Origin of the sequence: Streptomyces sp. Edi2, from assembly GCF_040253635.1 — a bacterium.
GTDB lineage: Bacteria > Actinomycetota > Actinomycetes > Streptomycetales > Streptomycetaceae > Streptomyces.
Map to the genome: position 1 here is coordinate 1,560,405 of NZ_JBEJGX010000003.1, position 16,739 is coordinate 1,577,143.

Genomic DNA, 16,739 nt, shown 5'->3' on the forward strand with positions numbered 1-16,739 from the left:
GGCGGTACCCGTCCGGCCCCACCCTGCCAGGGAGCGGAACCGTGCTGATCAGCCATGACACCCGGTGCGCACTCGACGCGGTCGTCGATCTGCTGAACACCGCTCCGGAGGGCGACTCGCCCGGAGCGCCGGACAGCCTGACCGGCCTCGCGGCCCTCGAGGACTTCGTCCGGCGCAATGACGTCAGCGACGTGGGGGCGCTCGGTGCGGGCGACCTGGCGGCCGTACGGTCCGTCCGCGCGCGGTTCGCGCGGATCTTCGCGGCCGACGACGACCGCACCGCGGCCGAACAGCTGAACTCGCTGGTCGCCTCGGCGGGGACCACACCGCAGCTGACCGATCACGACGGCTACGACTGGCACGTCCACTACTTCGCGCCCGGCGCGTCGGTCGCCGAGCACCTGGCCGCGGACGGCGGGATGGCGCTGGCCTTCCTCCTCGTTGCCGGAGAGCGCGAACGGCTGCGGCGCTGCGAGGCGCCGGACTGCCGGCATGCCTTCGTCGACCTCTCGCGCAACCGCTCCCGGCGCTACTGCGACAGCCGCACCTGCGGAAACCGGCTGCATGTCGCGGCCTACCGGGCGCGGCGGCGGGAGGCCGCGGCGGGCTGAGTGCCGGGCGCGGCACCCCGGCGCGGTGCACAGCGGCAGGGTGAGCGGGGGCGGCGCGCAGCCGCTTCACAGCAGGAAGAGGTCGTGCACCGCCCCGAGGAGGAGCAGAAAGCCGATGACGGCGAGGAAGAGCATCAGCGGCGGCTGGGACAGCGCGAACAGGCAACCGCGCGGTTCGGGGGACGGGGCGTCGTCTTGGGCGAGGGCGCACTCATCGTTCATCTCGCGCGCATCATGACGCAGATGATCGTGCCAATGCGCCCGATAAGCGCCTCAGCTGCGGTAGTTCATCAGATCCCGTGCTTTTTCAGGATCGCTTCGATGTCCGAGAAGTCATCCTTGGGTGCGCCGCCCTTGCCCTGAGCCGCCTTCCCCTTGGGTGCCGGCTGTGCCGCACCCCGGGCGGCGCCGAGGGAGGGCGCGGAGGCGGCCGGAGCCACCGCGTCGGACCGGCCGGCCGCCGCGGCCTTGCGCTCCTTGCGGCTGCCGAGCCCGCCCCTGCGGCGCTCCACTCCCCTGCTGATCATGAACAGCACGGCGGAGAGCGCGAGCACACCGAAGCCGGCCCAGACCGTGGGCTTGAAGACGATGTTGGTGACCCAGTCGATGACGCCCGTCATCACCAGGCCGATGGGAATCAGGGAAAAAGCGGCGATGCGGGTCGCGGCCAGGAACCGCTTGCGGTATGCCGTCAGCGCGGCGATGCCCAGGCCCGCTGCCGACACCGCGGCACAGACGGTCGAGGTCAGCATCCGGTCCTCCTGCTGCTGAAAGGGCGAGCAGGCGCTCTGCTCCCTTCCATCCTGCCTTGTCCGCCCGTGCCCGGGCCATGTTCCGGGACGGGCTCAGGGACATCTCGGGGTCGCGCTCCTCCGCAGGTGCCGGTTCGGTCACCGGCCGGGTACCACCGGGTGCCGGCCGGCGGCAGGCTGGAAGACTGGCCCCATGAACGACGCCACCACCTCCGCCACCCGCCCCGACCGCCCCGTTCTGGACGTGTGGTGCGAATTGCAGTGCCCGGACTGCCACACCGCCCTGGAGGACCTGCGGGCGCTGCGGGCGCGCTACGGCGACCGGCTGGACGTCCGGCTGCGCCACTTCCCCCTCCCCAAGCACAAGCACGCCTACGTCGCCGCCCAGGCCGCCGAGGAGGCCATCGAACAGGGCCAGGGCTGGCCGTACATCGAGGCGGTGCTGGCGCGCAGCGAAGAGCTCGGCACCCGCGGCGAGAAGCTGCTGCTGGAGGTCGCCGGGGAGCTGGGGCTGGACGCCGAGGAGCTGGACACCGCGCTGATCGACGGGCGGCATCTGCTGATCGTCGACGCGGACCAGGCCGAGGGCAAGGCGATCGGGGTGACCGGGACCCCCACGTATGTGATCGGCGGCGAGCGGCTGGACGGTGGCACGAGCCAGGAGGGGCTGCGCGCCCGTATCGAGGAGATCGCCGACCGGCTGCTGGCCGGGCAGGGCTGAGCCGGGCCGCACGGGCGCAGCCGCGCCTCACGGCGCAGGCGATCCTCACGGGCACCGGCCGGGCTTCACGGGCGCCGGCCGGGCCACCTCACAGGATCGGCTTCCACAGCAGGTACCCGGTGGGCCGGTAGCCCAGCGAGGTGTAGAGGCCGAGCGCCGGCGCGTTGTCCGCGTAGACGTTGAGGCCGAGGGTGGTGTGTCCGGCGGCCAGGCTCTCGCGCTCGGCGACCAGCATCAGGGTGCGGCCGTGGCCGTGCCCGCGGTGGGCGGGACCGACCCGTACATCGACGACGTAGCCGCCGGGCTGGTCCGGCATCCGCAGGGCGACCCAGATGCTGCCGACGTCCGCGCCGCGGTGGGCCAGGACGCGCAGCGCCTGGTCGGGCGTGTCCACACCGTCCGGCAGCAGTGCGCGATGGCCCGCGGCCGAGCTCTCCTCGGCGCGTGCGCGGGGCATCCCCTGGCCCAGCTGCGTCCGGATGTGCTCGGCGAGCGCGGCGTCGCGCCAGGCCGGGTACTCCGCCTCGCTCAGCGCACGGTCGCTGCTGCCCCCGGGCAGCCGGGGCGGGCCGTCGAGGGGTTTGCTCATCGTGCGGCTGCGCTCGGTGTAGCCCAGCGCCGCGGCGAGCCGGGCGGCGGCCCCGGCGCCGGCCGGGACGGTCACCTCGATCTGCCGGCAGCCCCAGCCGCGCAGCACCTCCTCGGCGGCGAGTGCGGCGACCGTGGCGCGGCCGCGGTGGCGGTCCGGCTCCTCGACGGTCAGCTCCGCGATCCGGCCCGCCGCCGGGCCGAACCGGGCATCCGTCGTCAGCCGGATCGCCCCGACCCGGCGGCTGTTGACGCAGATGTCGTACGAACGGGCCCGGCGCCCGTCGTCCTGTCGCTCTTCGGGTCCCGCAGGGCGCAGCGTTGTGGTCACGAGGACTTTCTACTCGCCCGTGCGCGGGCCCGTCATCACCGCGGATCGAAGTCGGCGGCGGACTGCTCGTCGAAGATCCGCATGGCCTCCGCGGTCACCGGGCCCGGGCCGTCGGCGAGTTGGCGGTCGTCGACACGGGTCACGGCCTGGACGTCGCGCAGGGTGGAGGTCAGGAAGATCTCCTCGGCCCGCTCCAGCGCGTCCAGCGGCAGATCGGTCTCCTTGGCGCCGGCCCAGCCGACGGTCAGGGCGCGGGTGATGCCCGCCAGGCAGCCGGAGTGCAGCGGCGGCGTGTGCAGTTCGCCGTCCAGGACGACGAAGACGTTGGAGCCGGTGCCCTCGCAGAGCGCGCCCACGGTGTTGGCGAACAGCGCCTCGGAGGCGCCCCCTTCACGCGCGCGGGCCAGGGCGACGACGTTCTCGCCGTACGACGTGGTCTTCAGGCCGGTGAGCGCCCCGCGTTCGTTACGGGTCCACGGGACGGTGACGGCCGCGGTGGTGTCGGGCCGGCGCGTGGTCTCGGAGAGCGCGATGACCAGGGTGGGGCCGGCGTCGCCGCGGTCCGAGCCGAGGGGTGAGACGCCCCCGGTGTAGGTGAGCCGCAGCCGGCCCAGGGCCATCGGGTTGGCGTCGAGGACCGCCGCGCAGCCGCGCCGTACCTCGTCGAGATCGGGATCGGGCAGTCCCAGTCCGCGGGCCGAGGTGGTCAGGCGCTCCAGATGACGGGTGAGGGCGAAGGCGCGGCCGCGTTCGGCCTTGATGGTCTCGAAGACTCCGTCGCCGACCGTCAGCCCGTGGTCGAAGACCGAGACCCGGGCGCCCTCGGCGTCCTGCAGCGTGCCGTTGAGCCAGATCTTCATCGCTTTCCTCCACTCGCCTCGTGCAGGCCCGACGCTACCGCGAGCAGCCTGCGCGCCTTCAACTCGGTCTCGGCCCACTCCCGCTCCGGATCGGAGTCCCAGATGATCCCGGCGCCGGCGCCGAAGCGGAGCACCGGGCCGCCGGGCGGGGTGCGGTCGATCCAGAACGTACGGATGCCGACCGCGAGCTCGCCGGTGCCGCGGTCCGCGTCGACCCAGCCGATGCCTCCGCAGTAGGGGCCGCGGGGTGCGGTCTCCAGTTCGTCGATGATCCGCAGCGCGCTGGTTTTGGGGGCACCGGTGACCGACCCGGGCGGGAAGGTGGCGTCCAGCAGATCCGCCCAGGCGGTCTTCTCGTTCGCTTCGGCCAGCTCACCGCGCACCGTGGAGACGAGGTGGACCAAGCCGGGGTGCTCCTCGACGGCGCACAGTGCCGGGACGGTGACGGAGCCGGTGGCGCAGACCCGGCCGAGATCGTTGCGGACCAGGTCCACGATCATCACGTTCTCCGCCCGGTCCTTCGCCGAGAGGTCCGCCGCGGTCCGGCCGGTGCCCTTGATGGGGCCGGAGGCGACGGTGCGGTCCTCGCGCCGCAGATACAGCTCCGGGGATGCGCTGGCGATCTCGACGCCGTGGCCGGGCAGCCGGATCGTGCCCGCGTGCGGCGCGGGGTTGCCGCGGGCCAGCACCGCGGACAGCGCGTCCACGTCGGCACGGGCGGGGTCGGGCAGCGGCGCGGTCAGTACCCGGCAGAGGTTCACCTGGTAGACGTCGCCGGCCGCGATGTGTTCACGGATACGCCGCACACCGCCGGTATAGGCGTCGCGGTCCAGGGAACTGGTCCAGGCGCCGGGTGCGGGGCCGCGCCAGCCGTCGGGGGCCGGGCCGTCCGCCGCGGTGGCCGGCCGTACGTCGCCGAAGCGGGCGCAGACCACCGCGCCCTCGAAATCGGCGGCCACGGCCCACCAGCCCGTGGAGTCCAGAGCCGCGGGATCGCTGGTCACATCCAGCAGGTCGGTGGCTATCAGGCCGCCGAAGCGTGCCATCGGAGCGAAGTCGTGCACGTCAGCGAGTCTATGGCGGCGGCCCCGAGGCTGCCTGTGCCGAGCGAGCAGCGCAGCACGCTGCACAAACGCGTTTTTGTACTGGCCCCGGAATCCGCTAGAGTTCAACACGTCGCCGGGACGCACAAGCGCCCCGGAGGACACGTAGCTCCCGGACGTAGTCTGGGAGAGACATCTGCGGACGTAGCTCAGTTGGTAGAGCACCACCTTGCCAAGGTGGATGTCGCGAGTTCGAGTCTCGTCGTCCGCTCGATGTGGGGGATCTTCCCGAACCCCCTCACTCCTGGTGGAGTGGCCGAGAGGCGAGGCAACGGCCTGCAAAGCCGTCTACACGGGTTCAAATCCCGTCTCCACCTCCAAGGACGATTAGCTCAGCGGGAGAGCGCTTCCCTGACACGGAAGAGGTCACTGGTTCAATCCCAGTATCGTCCACTGGATCCCCGAACGTGCTTGACCGGGGTTTCCGTCCCGCGCGATTAGCTCAGCGGGAGAGCGCTTCCCTGACACGGAAGAGGTCACTGGTTCAATCCCAGTATCGCGCACGCAGCTGTGGATCTTCGTGATCCGCGGTCCCGCGGACGATTAGCTCAGCGGGAGAGCGCTTCCCTGACACGGAAGAGGTCACTGGTTCAATCCCAGTATCGTCCACACCTGATCCCGAGGGCCGGAGCATTTCGCTCCGGCCCTCGGTCGTTGTTCGGGAGAGACAGGGTCCATTCGGCAGAGGCCGGGTTCAGGAGAGACCGGTCAGGACGAAGAGACCGTTCCCGACGAAGAGACCGGTCAGGACGAGAAGAGCATGTGGCCGAAGCCGCGGTGGTGTCCGTGGTGCCCATGGTGGCCGTGGTGGCCCTGGTGCGGGGCGCCCCAGGCGGGGGCGGCAGGGTAGGCCTGCGGGGCGGGCAGCGGCGGGGGCTGCTGGGACCACTGCGACTCGAGGCGGGTCAGCGCCTCCAGCTCCCCGTAGTCCAGGAAGATCCCCCGGCAGCCGGCGCACTGCTCTATCTGCACGCCATTGCGCTGGTATGTCTGCATCGGTGCATGGCACTTGGGGCACTGCATCGTCGGCTCCACTCCTGTCATCCGGCACTGCTCACTTGCGGCGCCGCCGGAACGTCCGCCCGGCGGCGGGGTGTTCACCTTACGTCCGGGCCGCCGGGCGCCAACCGGTCGGGCGGGGACGTCATCCGGTCGGGCAGGGAGGCCATCCGGGCGCAGGCGACGACGACCGCCGCCTCGGACTCGTCCAGGGAACGGGAGGCGGTGACGGCCTTGGCGACGGCGAGCGCGGCGGTCTGCACGGTCAGGGCGCGGGCCGGAACCTCCAGGTCGGGCCAGGGGTCGCCGGACGGCCGGACGGCGGGGCCGCCGGCGGCGCGGTAGGCGGCGAGGAAGCGTGCCCAGATCTCCGGTGCGAGCAGGCCGGTGGCGAACCACGCGGCGGGACGGGCCAGGTCCCAGGCACCGTCGCCCGTGCCGAGGTCATCGATGTCGATGAGGAGCCAGGGGCCGTCGGTGGCCGGGTGGCGGACCAGCTGGCCCAGGTGCAGATCTCCGTGGCAGAGGGTGCCGGTGCGCGGCGGCGGGGCGGCGCCCTGGGCCCACGGCGGCAACAGGGCCCAGGCCCGCTCGACGGCTGCGGCGGCCGCGGGCAGCGATCCCGGGCCGGACCGGAGTGCGGGCGCCGGGCCGTCGGCAGCGGCCAGGGCGGTGCGCAACCGGGCCAAGGCGCGGGCGGCCTTGGCGGGACCGCGCATCGGCGGTACGGGGCCGGGCAGTTGGCGCGGGTCGACGGTGTGCAGACGGGCCAGCAGGCGGGCGGTGTCCTCCCAGGGCGCGGCGCCCGGATCGTCGGGCGGAACGGGGCTGCCGTACGGCCAGCGGGTGAGGGCGCGGCCGTCCTCGGTGAAGGTGAGGAAGCCGCCGGGGGCGGTGACCGGGAGCGGGGGCAGCAGGATGCCGTGCAGAAGGGGGTGGGCGGCGACCTGCAGCCGGGTGGCCAGGTCGTGCGGGTCACCGTCGGGGGCGTGCGCCTTGGCGACCGTAGGGCCGCTGCGGACGACCGTGCCGTCGGGGCGGTCGGCCAGCACCTCTGGGGCCGGGGCCGGGGCGGCGGCCGGGTCGGGAGCGGTGGCCGGGTCGGGGGCGGCGGCCGGGGCGGGAGCAGTGGCCGGAGCACCGCGCCGGGGCGTCGCCGCGGACAGGGCGGCGAGGCTGTCGAGCAGTGAGGTGGCCATCGTTCCCCCTGGTGCTGCGCGAGCCGGATGGCGTCGTGGGTGGTGGGCCGTGAAGGGTGCGCCATGAGTGGTGCGAGCTGCGGGCGGCCCGGAGGGGGATCGTACGCGCGGTGCGGGCGGGCGGTGCAGGGCAGCGGCCGGGAAACCCGAAGGCCGGGCATCTCCCCAGATGCCCGGCCTTCGTGCCGTCCGCCGCACCCCCGTCCCCACGGGGCTAACAGCCGGAGGTCCCCGTCCCGGGCCGCTCTCCCGGGACCGGGGCGCCGCTCAGCGCCCCAACATTCCGACCACGGACGACGCCTGTGTCATCACGGCCTCCCAGCCGCCGAAGACCACGACGAGAACGCAGGCCAGCGGCAGCACCATGGCCACCGCGACGAGGGGATGGCGCGTGCCGGAGGGCGGCGAGCCGCCGGGCGCTGCGGCGGCTCGCCGCCCCTGCGCCCGAAGGGCCGTCCGCCCTGAGGTCTGCACCATCGTCCCGCTCCCGTCGTGACTGGGGCGGCGGGCGTCTGACCTCGGGGGACGAGTGCTGCGCCCGCCGCTTGTGGACAACAGTAGGCAGCCGGCCGGCCGCGGGCGTCATGCCGTCGTACCGATTGATCGGCCTCCGGGAGGATGACGGCCCGGCGCCACGTGTACTCCCCTGGGTGGAGAGACGGCGCCCAGGCCCCGGGGATCTCCCCCAAGGGGGAGAGTTGCGCTGCCCTGGCCCGCGCACTCCTGAGGGTGACCTCGCTCACGCCGCCCGCTCCCCCGCGCACCGCGATCCCGCCCCTGCGGACCGCGGCACACACCCCCTTTTTCCGCCTCTTGGCCGCATCCCCGGCATCCGGGACCAACCACACCCGATCCCGTTTCGTCCCGTCAATTTTCCTTCTACGGCGGGTCATTGGGATCCCTCACGGTAAGCCGGGACGCCCGGCGGCCGGATTTCCCCGCGCGCTGCGGGAATCGCACCCACCACCGGCAATCAGGCCGCCGACGCATGCGCGGCCTCTCAGCACAGCGTGCCGTCAATCCGTAAGCTGTGCCACGTCAGACGGTTGGCAGCGGAGGGGGCTCCCCACCGCAGGTAGGGGACGGACATGGCGATGATGCGGCTCCGACGCGAGGACCCGCGTGTCGTCGGGACGTTCCGGCTGCACCGCCGGCTCGGCGCGGGCGGGATGGGCGTGGTCTATCTCGGCTCGGACAAGCGCGGGCAGCGGGTGGCGCTCAAGGTGATCCGGCCGGACCTGGCGGAGGATCAGGAATTCCGCTCGCGGTTCGCGCGGGAGGTCTCGGCCGCCCGGCGGATCCGCGGCGGCTGTACGGCCCGGCTGGTCGCGGCCGACCTCGACGCGGACCGCCCCTGGTTCGCCACCCAGTACGTCCCGGGGCCCTCGCTGCACGACAAGGTCAACGAGGGCGGCCCGCTGTCCCCGGCGCAGGTCGCGGCCGTCGGCGCCGCGCTGTCCGAGGGGCTGTTGGCCGTCCATGACGCGGGTGTGGTGCACCGCGACCTGAAGCCTTCCAACATCCTGCTGTCGCCCAAGGGCCCGCGGATCATCGACTTCGGTATCGCCTGGGCGACCGGCGCCAGCACGCTGACCCATGTCGGTACGGCCGTCGGCTCACCGGGGTTTCTGGCGCCGGAGCAGGTGCGCGGGGCCGCGGTGACACCGGCGACGGACATCTTCGCGCTGGGCGCCACCCTCGCGTACGCCTGTACCGCGGACTCCCCCTTCGGGCAGGGAAGTTCGGAGGTCATGCTCTACCGCGTGGTCCACGAGGAGGCACAGCTGGCCGGGGTGCCGGACGCCTTGGCGCCACTGCTCGCCTCGTGCCTGGCCAAGGATCCGGCGGACCGTCCCAGCACGCTGTCGCTGTCGCTGCGCCTCAAGGAGATCGCGGCCCGTGAGGCGCACGGCCCGTCGGGCGGACCGCTGGAGAACGGCGCGGGCGCGGGCGCCGGCTGGCAGCGCGCGGAGCGCCGTCCTTCGGACCGGCCGACCGGGCAGCGTGCCGAGGAGTACGCCCGCCAGCGCACCGAGCGCCGGACGGCCGGCAACTCCTCGCCGCGTCCGCACCCGTCCCGCCCCCCGGCTCCGCACGACGCGGTCTCCCGGCCGTCCGGCCCGGCCCCGACCGCGGGGAAGAACCCGCGGAAGCCCGGCGGACGCACGGTGCGACGCGCCCCGGCCGCACGGCCCGCGGGAACGGGCGGCAAGCGCGCCCCGGTACGTACGACATCGGGCGGGCGCCGGCCCGGCCCCGACCGCCGGCTGCTGCGCCAGCGCGTCATTGTGTTCGTGGTGGTGACCCTGCTGGTGGCGCTCGGCATCGCGGCGGCCCAGGGGTGCCAGGGGCCGGCCCACGGGCTCGGCGTGCAGCGGCCGGGGACGGTTGCCTCGTCCGGGGGTGCGGAGGGGCCTTACGGGGTGGGGGAACAGAACCCCTAAGGGGTGCGGAGGCCCCCTCGGGGCCTCAACGCGGCGGGCGCGGGGCGGTATTCCCGTGTGGGGGCGGGGGCAGTTCCCGGGGAATTCGGCGTCCCGCGGGATTCGGTGCGGAATTCCTTTGGCTTTCGGGGCGGTACCCCATGGGCGGACGGGGCTGCCGGGAGGTGGCCGATCAGCCGGGGCGAGCCGACTGCCCGGACCGGCCGATCGGCCGGCTGACCGGGCAGGACAGCCAGGCGAACTGACCGGACGCGAAGTGGCCGCACCCTGACGGGCCGCAGGCCTTGCCCTAAGCCGGCCGGCCCGTCGCCACCGCGTAGAACGCCACCGCGGCGGCCGCGCCGACGTTGAGCGAGTCCACGCCGTGTGCCATCGGGATGCGGACCCATTCGTCGGCGGCCCGCAGGGCGCCGGTGCTCAGACCGCCGCCCTCCGCGCCCAGCATCAGGGCGGCGCGCTCCAGGGTGTGCGGAGCGGCTTCGGCGATGCCGGTGGCCTTCTCGGCCGGGGTGAGGGCGAGCAGGGTGAAGCCCGCTTCCCGTACGGCGGCCAGGTCCCGGGGCCAGCTCTCCAGGCGGGCGTACGGCACGGAGAACACCGCGCCCATGGAGACCTTGACCGAGCGGCGGTAGAGCGGGTCGGCGCAGTCCGGGGAGAGCAGCACCGCGTCCATGCCGAGGGCCGCCGCGCTGCGGAAGATCGCGCCGATGTTGGTGTGGTCGTTGACCGCTTCCATGACGACGATGCGCCGCGTCCCGGCGAGGAGTTCGGTGGCGTCCGGCAGCGGTTTGCGCTGCATGGAAGCCAGCGCGCCACGGTGGACGTGGTAGCCCGTCACCCGCTCGGCGAGGTCCGGGCTGACGGCGTAGACCGGCGCCGGGACCTCGTCGATCACATCGCGCATCACATCGACCCACTTGGCCGAGAGCAGCATGGAGCGCATCTCGTAACCGGCCTGCCGGGCGCGCCGGATGACCTTCTCGCCCTCGGCGATGAAGAGCCCTTCCGCGGGCTCGCGCCGGCGCCGCAGCTCGACGTCGGTCAGGCCGGTGTAGTCGGCCAGCCGGGGGTCGTCCGGATCGTCGACGGTGATGATTTCTGCCACGGGAAGAGAGTGCCTTGTCGGTGTCGGGGTGCCAATGCCGCGTCCGGGACCGGCTAGCTAAAGAGGGGCGGGGGCGACGGTGACGACGTCGCCGATGACGATGACCGCAGGGGGACGGACGCCCTCGGCCCGTACGGTGTCGCCGAGCGTGGCGAGAGTGGCGTCGACCCGGCGCTGGGCGGCGGTGGTGCCTTCCTGGATGACGGCGGCTGGGGTGTCGGCGGGCCTGCCGTGTGCGATGAGCTTGGCGGCGATGGCGCCGCTGTTCTCCACGCCCATCAGGACCACGAGGGTGCCGCGCAGCTTGGCGAGCGACGGCCAGTCCACGAGCGAGCGCTCGTCGTCGGGGGCGACATGGCCGCTGACGACGGTGAATTCGTGGGCGACTCCGCGGTGGGTGACCGGGATGCCGGCGGCGCCGGGCACGGAGATGGTGCTGGAGATGCCGGGGACGACCGTGCAGGGGATGCCGGCCTCGGCGAGCGCCTGGGCCTCCTCCATTCCGCGGCCGAAGACGAACGGGTCGCCGCCCTTGAGCCGGACCACGGCCTTGCCGGCCTTGGCGTGCTCAATCAGGGCGTTGTTGATGGCCTCCTGGGCCATGAACCGGCCGTAGGGGATCTTCGCCGCGTCGATGACCTCGACGTGCGGCGGGAGTTCGGCGAGCAGGTCGCGGGGGCCGAGCCGGTCGGCGATCACCACGTCCGCCTCGGCGAGCAGCCGGCGGCCGCGGACGGTGATCAGGTCGGGGTCGCCGGGTCCGCCGCCGACCAGCGCCACGCCCGGGGTGTGCGGTCGGCGGTGGTGCGGGGCGGCGATGCTGCCGTCGCGCAGGCCCTCGACGATGGCGTCGCGCACGGCGGCGGAGCGGCGGGGGTCGCGGCCGGTGAGCACGGCGACGGTGACGCCCTCGCTGCGGCCGGTGGCCGGGGTCCAGGCGGTGGCCGCCTCGGCGTCGTCGGAGCGTACGCACCACACCCGGCGGTCCTCGGCCTCCCGGGACGCGGCGGCGTTGGCCTCCGGGTCGTCGGTGGAGATCAGCGCGTACCAGGCCTCGGCGAGGTCGCCGTCCCGGTAGCAACGGCGCTCCCACCGGATCTCGCCGGCGTCGGCCATCGCCTCGACGGACGGGGTGGCGGACGGCGAGATCAGCAGCACCTCGGCGCCCGCGGCAACGAGGGTCGGGAGCCGGCGCTGGGCGACCTGCCCGGCGCCCAGGACGACCACCCGGCGGCCGGACAGCCGCAGTCCGACGGGGTAGGCGGCGTGTTCGGCGGCGTGATCGGCCATGGCGGTACGGCTCCTTGTGCGGATGCTGCGGGGTTCGGCGACCGGCTCAGCCGCTGCGGCTCTGGAGCGGCTGGTGCGAGGGACGGCCCGGGACGGCGGTACGGCCCCGGCCCACAGCCTATGGGGCTGCGGGCCGGGGGTCATGCGGGGACGGTGGCCGCCCCGCTCAGCTCTTCTCAGTGACTCCGGCGGAGTCGAAGGTGGCGACCTCGTGCATGGCGCGGGCGGCGCTCTGCACCACGGGCAGCGCGAGCAGGGCGCCGGTGCCCTCGCCGAGGCGCAGATCGAGGTCGACGAGCGGGCGCAGGCCCAGCTTGTTCAGGGCCGCGACATGGCCCGGCTCGGCGCTGCGGTGTCCTGCGATGCAGGCGGCCAGCGCCTCGGGGGCGATGGCACGGGCCACCAGGGCGGCGGCGCCGGCGCTGACCCCGTCGAGGATCACCGGCGTACGCAGCGAGGCGCCCCCGAGGATCAGTCCGACGAGGGCGGCGTGCTCCAGGCCGCCGACCGCGGAGAGGACACCGATGGGGTCGGCCGGGTCGGGCTGGTGCAGCTCCAGGGCGCGGCGGACAACATCGACCTTGCGGGCGTGCGTCTCGTCGTTGATGCCGGTGCCGCGGCCGGTGACCTCGACCGGGTCGACGCCGGTGTAGACGGAGATCAGCACGGCGGAGGTGGTGGTGTTGGCGATGCCCATCTCGCCCGTGAGCAGCGCCTTGTTGCCGGCCGCGACGAGGTCACGGGCGGTGTCGATACCGACCTCGATCGCCTTGAGCACGTCCTCCTGGGTCATCGCCGGGCCGGCCGTGAAGTCGTCGGTGCCGGCGCGCACCTTGCGGGGCAGCAGGCCCGGGGTGGCGGGCAGGTCGCTCGCGACACCGACGTCCACGACACAGACCTCGGCGCCGACCTGGTTGGCGAAGGCGTTGCAGACCGCGCCGCCGCCCAGGAAGTTGGCGACCATCTGGCCGGTGACCTCCTGGGGCCAGGGGGTCACGCCCTGGGCGTGCACCCCGTGGTCACCGGCGAAGATCGCGACGGCGGCCGGCTCCGGGATGGGCGGCGGGCACTTGCGGGACAGTCCGGACAGCTGCGCGGAGATGATCTCCAGCATGCCCAGCGCCCCGGCCGGCTTGGTCATCCGCTTCTGCCGCTCCCAGGCCTCGCCGAGCGCCTTGGCGTCCAGCGGCCGGATGCCCTGCAGGGTCTCCTGGAGGAGGTCGTGCGGGCTCTCGCCGGGCAGCGCGCGCCGGCCGTAGGTCTCCTCGTGGACGACCCAGGACAGCGGGCGCCGCTTGGACCAGCCGGCCTGCAGCAGCTCGGGCTCCTCCGGGAACTCGTCGACGTAACCGATGCACAGGTAGGCGACGACTTCGAGGTGTTCGGGCAGGCCCAGTTCGCGGACCATCTCCCGCTCGTCGAAGAAGCTCACCCAGCCGACGCCCAGGCCCTCGGCGCGGGCGGCGAGCCAGAGGTTCTCGACGGCGAGCGCGGAGGAGTACGGGGCCATCTGCGGCTGGGTGTGCCGGCCGAGGGTGTGCCGGCCGCCGCGGGTGGAGTCGGCGGTGACCACGATGTTCACCGGCGTCTCGAGGATGGCCTCGATCTTCAGCTCGCGGAACTGCTTGGCGCGCGCCTTGGGCAGCGACTTGGCGTAGGCCTCCCGCTGCGACGCCGCGAGCTGGTGCATCTTCTCGCGGGTCTCGTCCGAGCGGATGACCACGAAGTCCCAGGGCTGGGAGTGGCCGACGCTGGGGGCGGTGTGCGCCGCCTCCAGGACGCGCAGCAGGACTTCGTTGGGGATCGGGTCGCCGAGGAAGCCGTTGCGGATGTCGCGGCGTTCGCGCATCACACGGTGCACGGCGGCCCGCTCGGAGTCGTCGTACCCGGCGGCCGGGGACGGCAGATCGGCTGCGTCGGGCGCCTCGGGGCCGGAGCCCTCGGGCACCTCGGCGGGCTGCTCACCTGCCGCATGCGGCAGGTCGTCGCCGAGCTGGACGAGCGCGGCGGCGTCCTGCTGCTGAGGCGTCTCGTCCTGCTGCCGAGGCGTCTCGTCGGCGGGGGCGTCGGCAGCGGGGGCGCTGTCGGGCGCGGGCCCGGCCGTCGGGGGCTCGTCGGCCTTGGCCTGCGGGGCCGGGGCGTCCGCGGTGGACGGCTCGCCGGAGGCCTGGGCCGGGATGTGGACGGCTACGGGAGGGGCGTCGGCGGGCAGGTCCTCGGGGGCCTGGGGCTCGGAGGTGTCCGTGGGGACGGCCGTCTCTGCGGGCCCGGCCGTCTCTGCGGTCGGGGCGGTCTCGTCGGTCCCGGCAGCTTCGTCGGTACCGGTAGTTTCGGCAGTTTCGTCGGTAGCGGCAGGCTCGTCGGTCACGGAGATCTCGTCGGTCTCGGCGGTGTCGGCGGTGTCCGTGGTCGCGGCAGTTCCGGCGGGCTCGTCGGCCGGCGCGTCCGCGGCGGGGCCGGTGTCCGGGGTCGCTTCGGCCGTCGGGGCGTCCGGCTCGCCGAGCCGGTCGGGGGCGTCGGGACCGGCCCCTTCGGGCTGCTCCTCGACGGCGGTGTCCGCGGCCTGCGGGGCGTCCTGCAGTGCAGACACCTCCGCGGTCTGCTGCCCGGCGGCGTCGTCCACGGGGGCACCGGGCTGTGGCTCTCCGGCGGCCGGTTCCTGCGCCTCGGGCGGCTCTATGACCGCCTGCTCCAGGGGCGCGCCCTGCTCGGTGACGGGCTGACCGACGAGGTCCTGGGGCCCGGTGCCGGGGGCCGGGGCGACGGCGGACTCGGAAGCGGGGACGTCGGTGCCGGTGGCCTCGGCGGAGACGGCGTCGGCGTCGGCGTCGGCGTCGGCGTCGGCGGGGATGGTGTCCACGGCCTCTGCGGGAGCTTCCTCGGGGGCGTCGACAGGCTGCTCCAGGTAAGCGCTCTGCTCGTCCTGCGGTGCCGGGGCCGGGGCCTGGTCGGCGGCGACATCCGCCAACGGCTGTGCGGCGACGGGCTCCCCCGTAACCGGCTCCCCTGCGACGGGCTCCCCGGCCTGGGCGGCGGCGACGGCTTCGTCCGCGGCAGGGCCCGGGTCCCCGGCGGACTGCACCGGCAGCTCGGGCTCGGCTCCGGCTTCAGCTCCGGTTCCGGCAGGGCTGTCCTGGTCCGCGGGCTGCTGCAGGGCCTCGGCGGCGGCCGTCCCGGACTGCTGGGCGGCCACGGCGGAGTCGTCCGGTGCGGGCAGATCCGATGCGGGCACGTTCGGTACGGCGGCCTCAGGCGCGGCGGCCTCCGGCGCGGGAGTCTCCACCGCGGCTGTTTCCTCCATACCCGGCACGGCCGTATCCGGCAGGACGTCCGGAGCCACGTCCTGCGGCTGCGGCTGCGGCTGTGCCGACGCCTCGGCCGCGGCCTGCACGTCCGGCGCCTCCTGCACCGCATCGGCGACGCCGGCGGCCTCCGCGGCGACGGCCGCGACATCACCGGCCGCGGCTGCGCCCTCGGCCGGCAGCGGCATCGGCTGCGGCTCCACGGGCGGCACCGTGTCCTGCGGGACGGGCGGCGCGGGCTCGGCGACGGGGGCGACGGGCGCCTCGGGTGCGACAAGCGCCTCGGGGGCGACCGTTTCTGCAAGGGGGGCCGATGCCGTGGCCTGGGCCGCGGCCTCGTTCCACGACGGCACCTGCGAGGGGATCTCGCCGAGCTGCGGGCCGGGCAACGGGCCCTGGCCCGCGGCCCCATAGGTCTGCTCGGCGGACAACTGACCGCCGTAGGCCTGCCCACCGTAGGGCTGTCCGCCGTAGGACTGCTCGGCATACGGCTGCCCGGCATAGGGCTGCTCGCCGTGCGGCTGCCCGGCGTAGGACGCCCCCGCAAGGCCCTGCTCCGCCGTGGCCGCCTCCCCGAAGGGCTGCTCGGCGTACGGCAGGCCCGCGTCGGCCGACGACTGTTCGCCCACGATGGCCTCGGGCGCCCCGGCCGGGGCATCGAAGTATTCGGGTCCGCCGGTGGGCGGTCCCGCGTGCCTGCCGGCGGGCTGCGCGGGCGCGTCGGCCGGTCCGCGGTCGGCGAGCGAACGGACCACTCCGCCGGTCGCGTCGGGGACGGGCGGGCCCATGTGCAGCGGACGGCGCGGGGGCGTGGCGGGCGCCGCGGCGCGGGACTGCTGCGGCGCCGCGGGCTGCGGGATACGGACCGCGCTGAGGTCGACCGAACCGGAGTCCCGGCCGCCGCTCTCGTGGTCACCGGCCTGGGCGGGCATCGGCTCGGAGCCGGCGACCCCCTGGGCGGTCGCGTCGTACGGCTGCTGCTGCAGGCCGGGACCCTGGTGGGTCTCCTGCGGCTGCGGGAGCGGCTGGGCCGCCGACTGCTCGCTCCAGGCGCCCTGGGCACCCGGCATCAGCAGCAGATCGTCGTCCTCGACGACGCCGTCGGCCTGGTCGGCATAGGGGTAGGCGCCGGGAGGGGGCACCATGCCCGGCTGCTCCGTCGGTCCGGCGTCGGCAGGGGAGGGAGCGGCCGCCGGCTGCGGCTGCCCGGGATGTCCGCCTGCGTTCTCCGGCTGTCCCTCGCCCGGGACCTGGCCGGTGTCGGTCATGCGTACCCCTCGCCCATTGGTAGTGCTCCTTCCAACCGCTCGTGCGACGCGCTCGACCGGGGCGCGCCGACGCCCCGATAGCTAGAACGAGCGAGCACGCCTCGCGGCACGTCCGCTCTCCAGAGCTTCATATTCGGCCAAAACCACGGCATTTTCCGGATATTGG

General features: G+C 74.2%; 14 protein-coding genes and 5 tRNA genes. 8 read left to right on the forward strand and 11 right to left on the reverse strand.

What is annotated here, in order from left to right; genetic code table 11:
- Nucleotides 1-41 precede the first annotated feature (41 nt).
- Nucleotides 42-611 carry a CGNR zinc finger domain-containing protein gene (locus tag ABR737_RS10360; protein WP_350249888.1) on the forward strand — a complete coding sequence of 190 codons (570 nt, stop codon included), beginning with the start codon at nucleotides 42-44 and terminating at the stop codon, nucleotides 609-611.
- Nucleotides 612-677: 66 nt separating this feature from the next.
- On the opposite strand, the gene ABR737_RS10365 is transcribed toward ABR737_RS10360, so the two are convergent.
- Both ABR737_RS10365 and ABR737_RS10370 read right to left on the reverse strand, forming a co-directional pair.
- Nucleotides 678-833 carry a hypothetical protein gene (locus ABR737_RS10365; RefSeq protein ID WP_018087659.1) on the reverse strand — a complete coding sequence of 52 codons (156 nt, stop codon included), beginning with the start codon at nucleotides 831-833 and terminating at the stop codon, nucleotides 678-680.
- A 68-nt stretch (nucleotides 834-901) separates the two neighbouring features.
- Nucleotides 902-1,363 (reverse strand): hypothetical protein, encoded by a 462-nt coding sequence (locus tag ABR737_RS10370; protein ID WP_350249889.1) that lies wholly within the window; start codon nucleotides 1,361-1,363, stop codon nucleotides 902-904.
- Between the two features lie 193 nt (nucleotides 1,364-1,556).
- On the opposite strand from ABR737_RS10370, the gene ABR737_RS10375 reads away from it, so the two are divergent.
- On the forward strand, nucleotides 1,557-2,084 hold the full coding sequence (locus tag ABR737_RS10375; protein ID WP_350249890.1) for a DsbA family protein: 528 nt from the start codon (nucleotides 1,557-1,559) through the stop codon (nucleotides 2,082-2,084).
- A gap of 88 nt (nucleotides 2,085-2,172) precedes the next feature.
- Here ABR737_RS10375 and ABR737_RS10380 read toward each other — a convergent pair whose 3' ends face one another.
- Genes ABR737_RS10380 through ABR737_RS10390 form a run of 3 tightly spaced genes read right to left on the reverse strand, consistent with a single transcriptional unit; the run spans nucleotide 2,173 to nucleotide 4,927 of the window.
- Nucleotides 2,173-3,003 (reverse strand): GNAT family N-acetyltransferase, encoded by an 831-nt coding sequence (locus ABR737_RS10380; protein ID WP_350249891.1) that lies wholly within the window; start codon nucleotides 3,001-3,003, stop codon nucleotides 2,173-2,175.
- Nucleotides 3,004-3,038: 35 nt separating this feature from the next.
- A complete protein-coding gene (locus tag ABR737_RS10385) occupies nucleotides 3,039-3,863 on the reverse strand; it encodes an aminotransferase class IV (RefSeq protein ID WP_350249892.1) in 825 nt (274 codons plus the stop codon).
- Complete coding sequence (locus ABR737_RS10390; RefSeq protein WP_350249893.1) at nucleotides 3,860-4,927, reverse strand: chorismate-binding protein; 1,068 nt, start codon at nucleotides 4,925-4,927, stop codon at nucleotides 3,860-3,862. Before ABR737_RS10390 ends, ABR737_RS10385 begins: the two co-directional genes overlap by 4 nt.
- Nucleotides 4,928-5,104: 177 nt before the next feature.
- On the opposite strand from ABR737_RS10390, the gene ABR737_RS10395 reads away from it, so the two are divergent.
- From ABR737_RS10395 to ABR737_RS10415, 5 genes are all read left to right on the forward strand, one after another.
- A tRNA-Gly gene (locus ABR737_RS10395) sits at nucleotides 5,105-5,177 on the forward strand.
- A 35-nt stretch (nucleotides 5,178-5,212) separates the two neighbouring features.
- Nucleotides 5,213-5,286: transfer RNA gene (locus tag ABR737_RS10400), tRNA-Cys, on the forward strand.
- Between the two features lies 1 nt (nucleotide 5,287).
- A tRNA-Val gene (locus ABR737_RS10405) sits at nucleotides 5,288-5,359 on the forward strand.
- 38 nt (nucleotides 5,360-5,397) lie between these two features.
- A tRNA-Val gene (locus ABR737_RS10410) sits at nucleotides 5,398-5,469 on the forward strand.
- Nucleotides 5,470-5,503: 34 nt separating this feature from the next.
- Nucleotides 5,504-5,575 (forward strand) — tRNA-Val (locus tag ABR737_RS10415).
- 135 nt (nucleotides 5,576-5,710) lie between these two features.
- Here the strand turns inward: ABR737_RS10415 and ABR737_RS10420 are convergent.
- The 3 genes from ABR737_RS10420 to ABR737_RS10430 all read right to left on the reverse strand — a co-directional run bounded on the left by ABR737_RS10420 (nucleotide 5,711) and on the right by ABR737_RS10430 (nucleotide 7,641).
- Nucleotides 5,711-5,989: a TFIIB-type zinc ribbon-containing protein gene (locus ABR737_RS10420; protein ID WP_350249894.1), complete on the reverse strand. Its 279-nt coding sequence runs from the start codon at nucleotides 5,987-5,989 to the stop codon at nucleotides 5,711-5,713.
- Nucleotides 5,990-6,063: 74 nt separating this feature from the next.
- Nucleotides 6,064-7,164, reverse strand: coding sequence for a phosphotransferase family protein (locus ABR737_RS10425; protein WP_350249895.1), 1,101 nt, complete (start codon nucleotides 7,162-7,164; stop codon nucleotides 6,064-6,066).
- A 267-nt stretch (nucleotides 7,165-7,431) separates the two neighbouring features.
- On the reverse strand, nucleotides 7,432-7,641 hold the full coding sequence (locus tag ABR737_RS10430; RefSeq protein WP_350249896.1) for a hypothetical protein: 210 nt from the start codon (nucleotides 7,639-7,641) through the stop codon (nucleotides 7,432-7,434).
- A gap of 611 nt (nucleotides 7,642-8,252) precedes the next feature.
- Here ABR737_RS10430 and ABR737_RS10435 point away from each other — a divergent pair.
- Nucleotides 8,253-9,608: a serine/threonine-protein kinase gene (locus tag ABR737_RS10435; RefSeq protein WP_350249897.1), complete on the forward strand. Its 1,356-nt coding sequence runs from the start codon at nucleotides 8,253-8,255 to the stop codon at nucleotides 9,606-9,608.
- 289 nt (nucleotides 9,609-9,897) lie between these two features.
- Here ABR737_RS10435 and ABR737_RS10440 read toward each other — a convergent pair whose 3' ends face one another.
- The 3 genes from ABR737_RS10440 to cobT form a co-directional block, all read right to left on the reverse strand.
- A complete protein-coding gene (locus tag ABR737_RS10440; RefSeq protein WP_350249898.1) occupies nucleotides 9,898-10,713 on the reverse strand; it encodes a TrmH family RNA methyltransferase in 816 nt (271 codons plus the stop codon).
- 57 nt (nucleotides 10,714-10,770) lie between these two features.
- The gene (cobA, locus tag ABR737_RS10445) at nucleotides 10,771-12,003 is read right to left on the reverse strand and encodes a uroporphyrinogen-III C-methyltransferase (RefSeq protein WP_350249899.1); all 1,233 of its coding nucleotides are present in this window, start codon (nucleotides 12,001-12,003) and stop codon (nucleotides 10,771-10,773) included.
- Nucleotides 12,004-12,169: 166 nt separating this feature from the next.
- Complete coding sequence (cobT, locus tag ABR737_RS10450; RefSeq protein ID WP_350249900.1) at nucleotides 12,170-16,573, reverse strand: nicotinate-nucleotide--dimethylbenzimidazole phosphoribosyltransferase; 4,404 nt, start codon at nucleotides 16,571-16,573, stop codon at nucleotides 12,170-12,172.
- Nucleotides 16,574-16,739: the final 166 nt, after the last annotated feature.

Bases quoted from the DNA above. Each gene is read 5' to 3' on its own strand.
- ABR737_RS10365 (WP_018087659.1), bottom strand. From the start codon at position 833: ATGAACGATGAGTGCGCCCTCGCCCAAGACGACGCCCCGTCCCCCGAA.
- ABR737_RS10370 (WP_350249889.1), bottom strand. From the start codon at position 1,363: ATGCTGACCTCGACCGTCTGTGCCGCGGTGTCGGCAGCGGGCCTGGGC.
- ABR737_RS10375 (WP_350249890.1), top strand. From the start codon at position 1,557: ATGAACGACGCCACCACCTCCGCCACCCGCCCCGACCGCCCCGTTCTG.
- ABR737_RS10385 (WP_350249892.1), bottom strand. From the start codon at position 3,863: ATGAAGATCTGGCTCAACGGCACGCTGCAGGACGCCGAGGGCGCCCGG.
- ABR737_RS10420 (WP_350249894.1), bottom strand. From the start codon at position 5,989: ATGCAGTGCCCCAAGTGCCATGCACCGATGCAGACATACCAGCGCAAT.
- ABR737_RS10425 (WP_350249895.1), bottom strand. From the start codon at position 7,164: ATGGCCACCTCACTGCTCGACAGCCTCGCCGCCCTGTCCGCGGCGACG.
- ABR737_RS10430 (WP_350249896.1), bottom strand. From the start codon at position 7,641: ATGGTGCAGACCTCAGGGCGGACGGCCCTTCGGGCGCAGGGGCGGCGA.
- ABR737_RS10435 (WP_350249897.1), top strand. From the start codon at position 8,253: ATGGCGATGATGCGGCTCCGACGCGAGGACCCGCGTGTCGTCGGGACG.
- cobA (WP_350249899.1), bottom strand. From the start codon at position 12,003: ATGGCCGATCACGCCGCCGAACACGCCGCCTACCCCGTCGGACTGCGG.
- cobT (WP_350249900.1), bottom strand. From the start codon at position 16,573: ATGACCGACACCGGCCAGGTCCCGGGCGAGGGACAGCCGGAGAACGCA.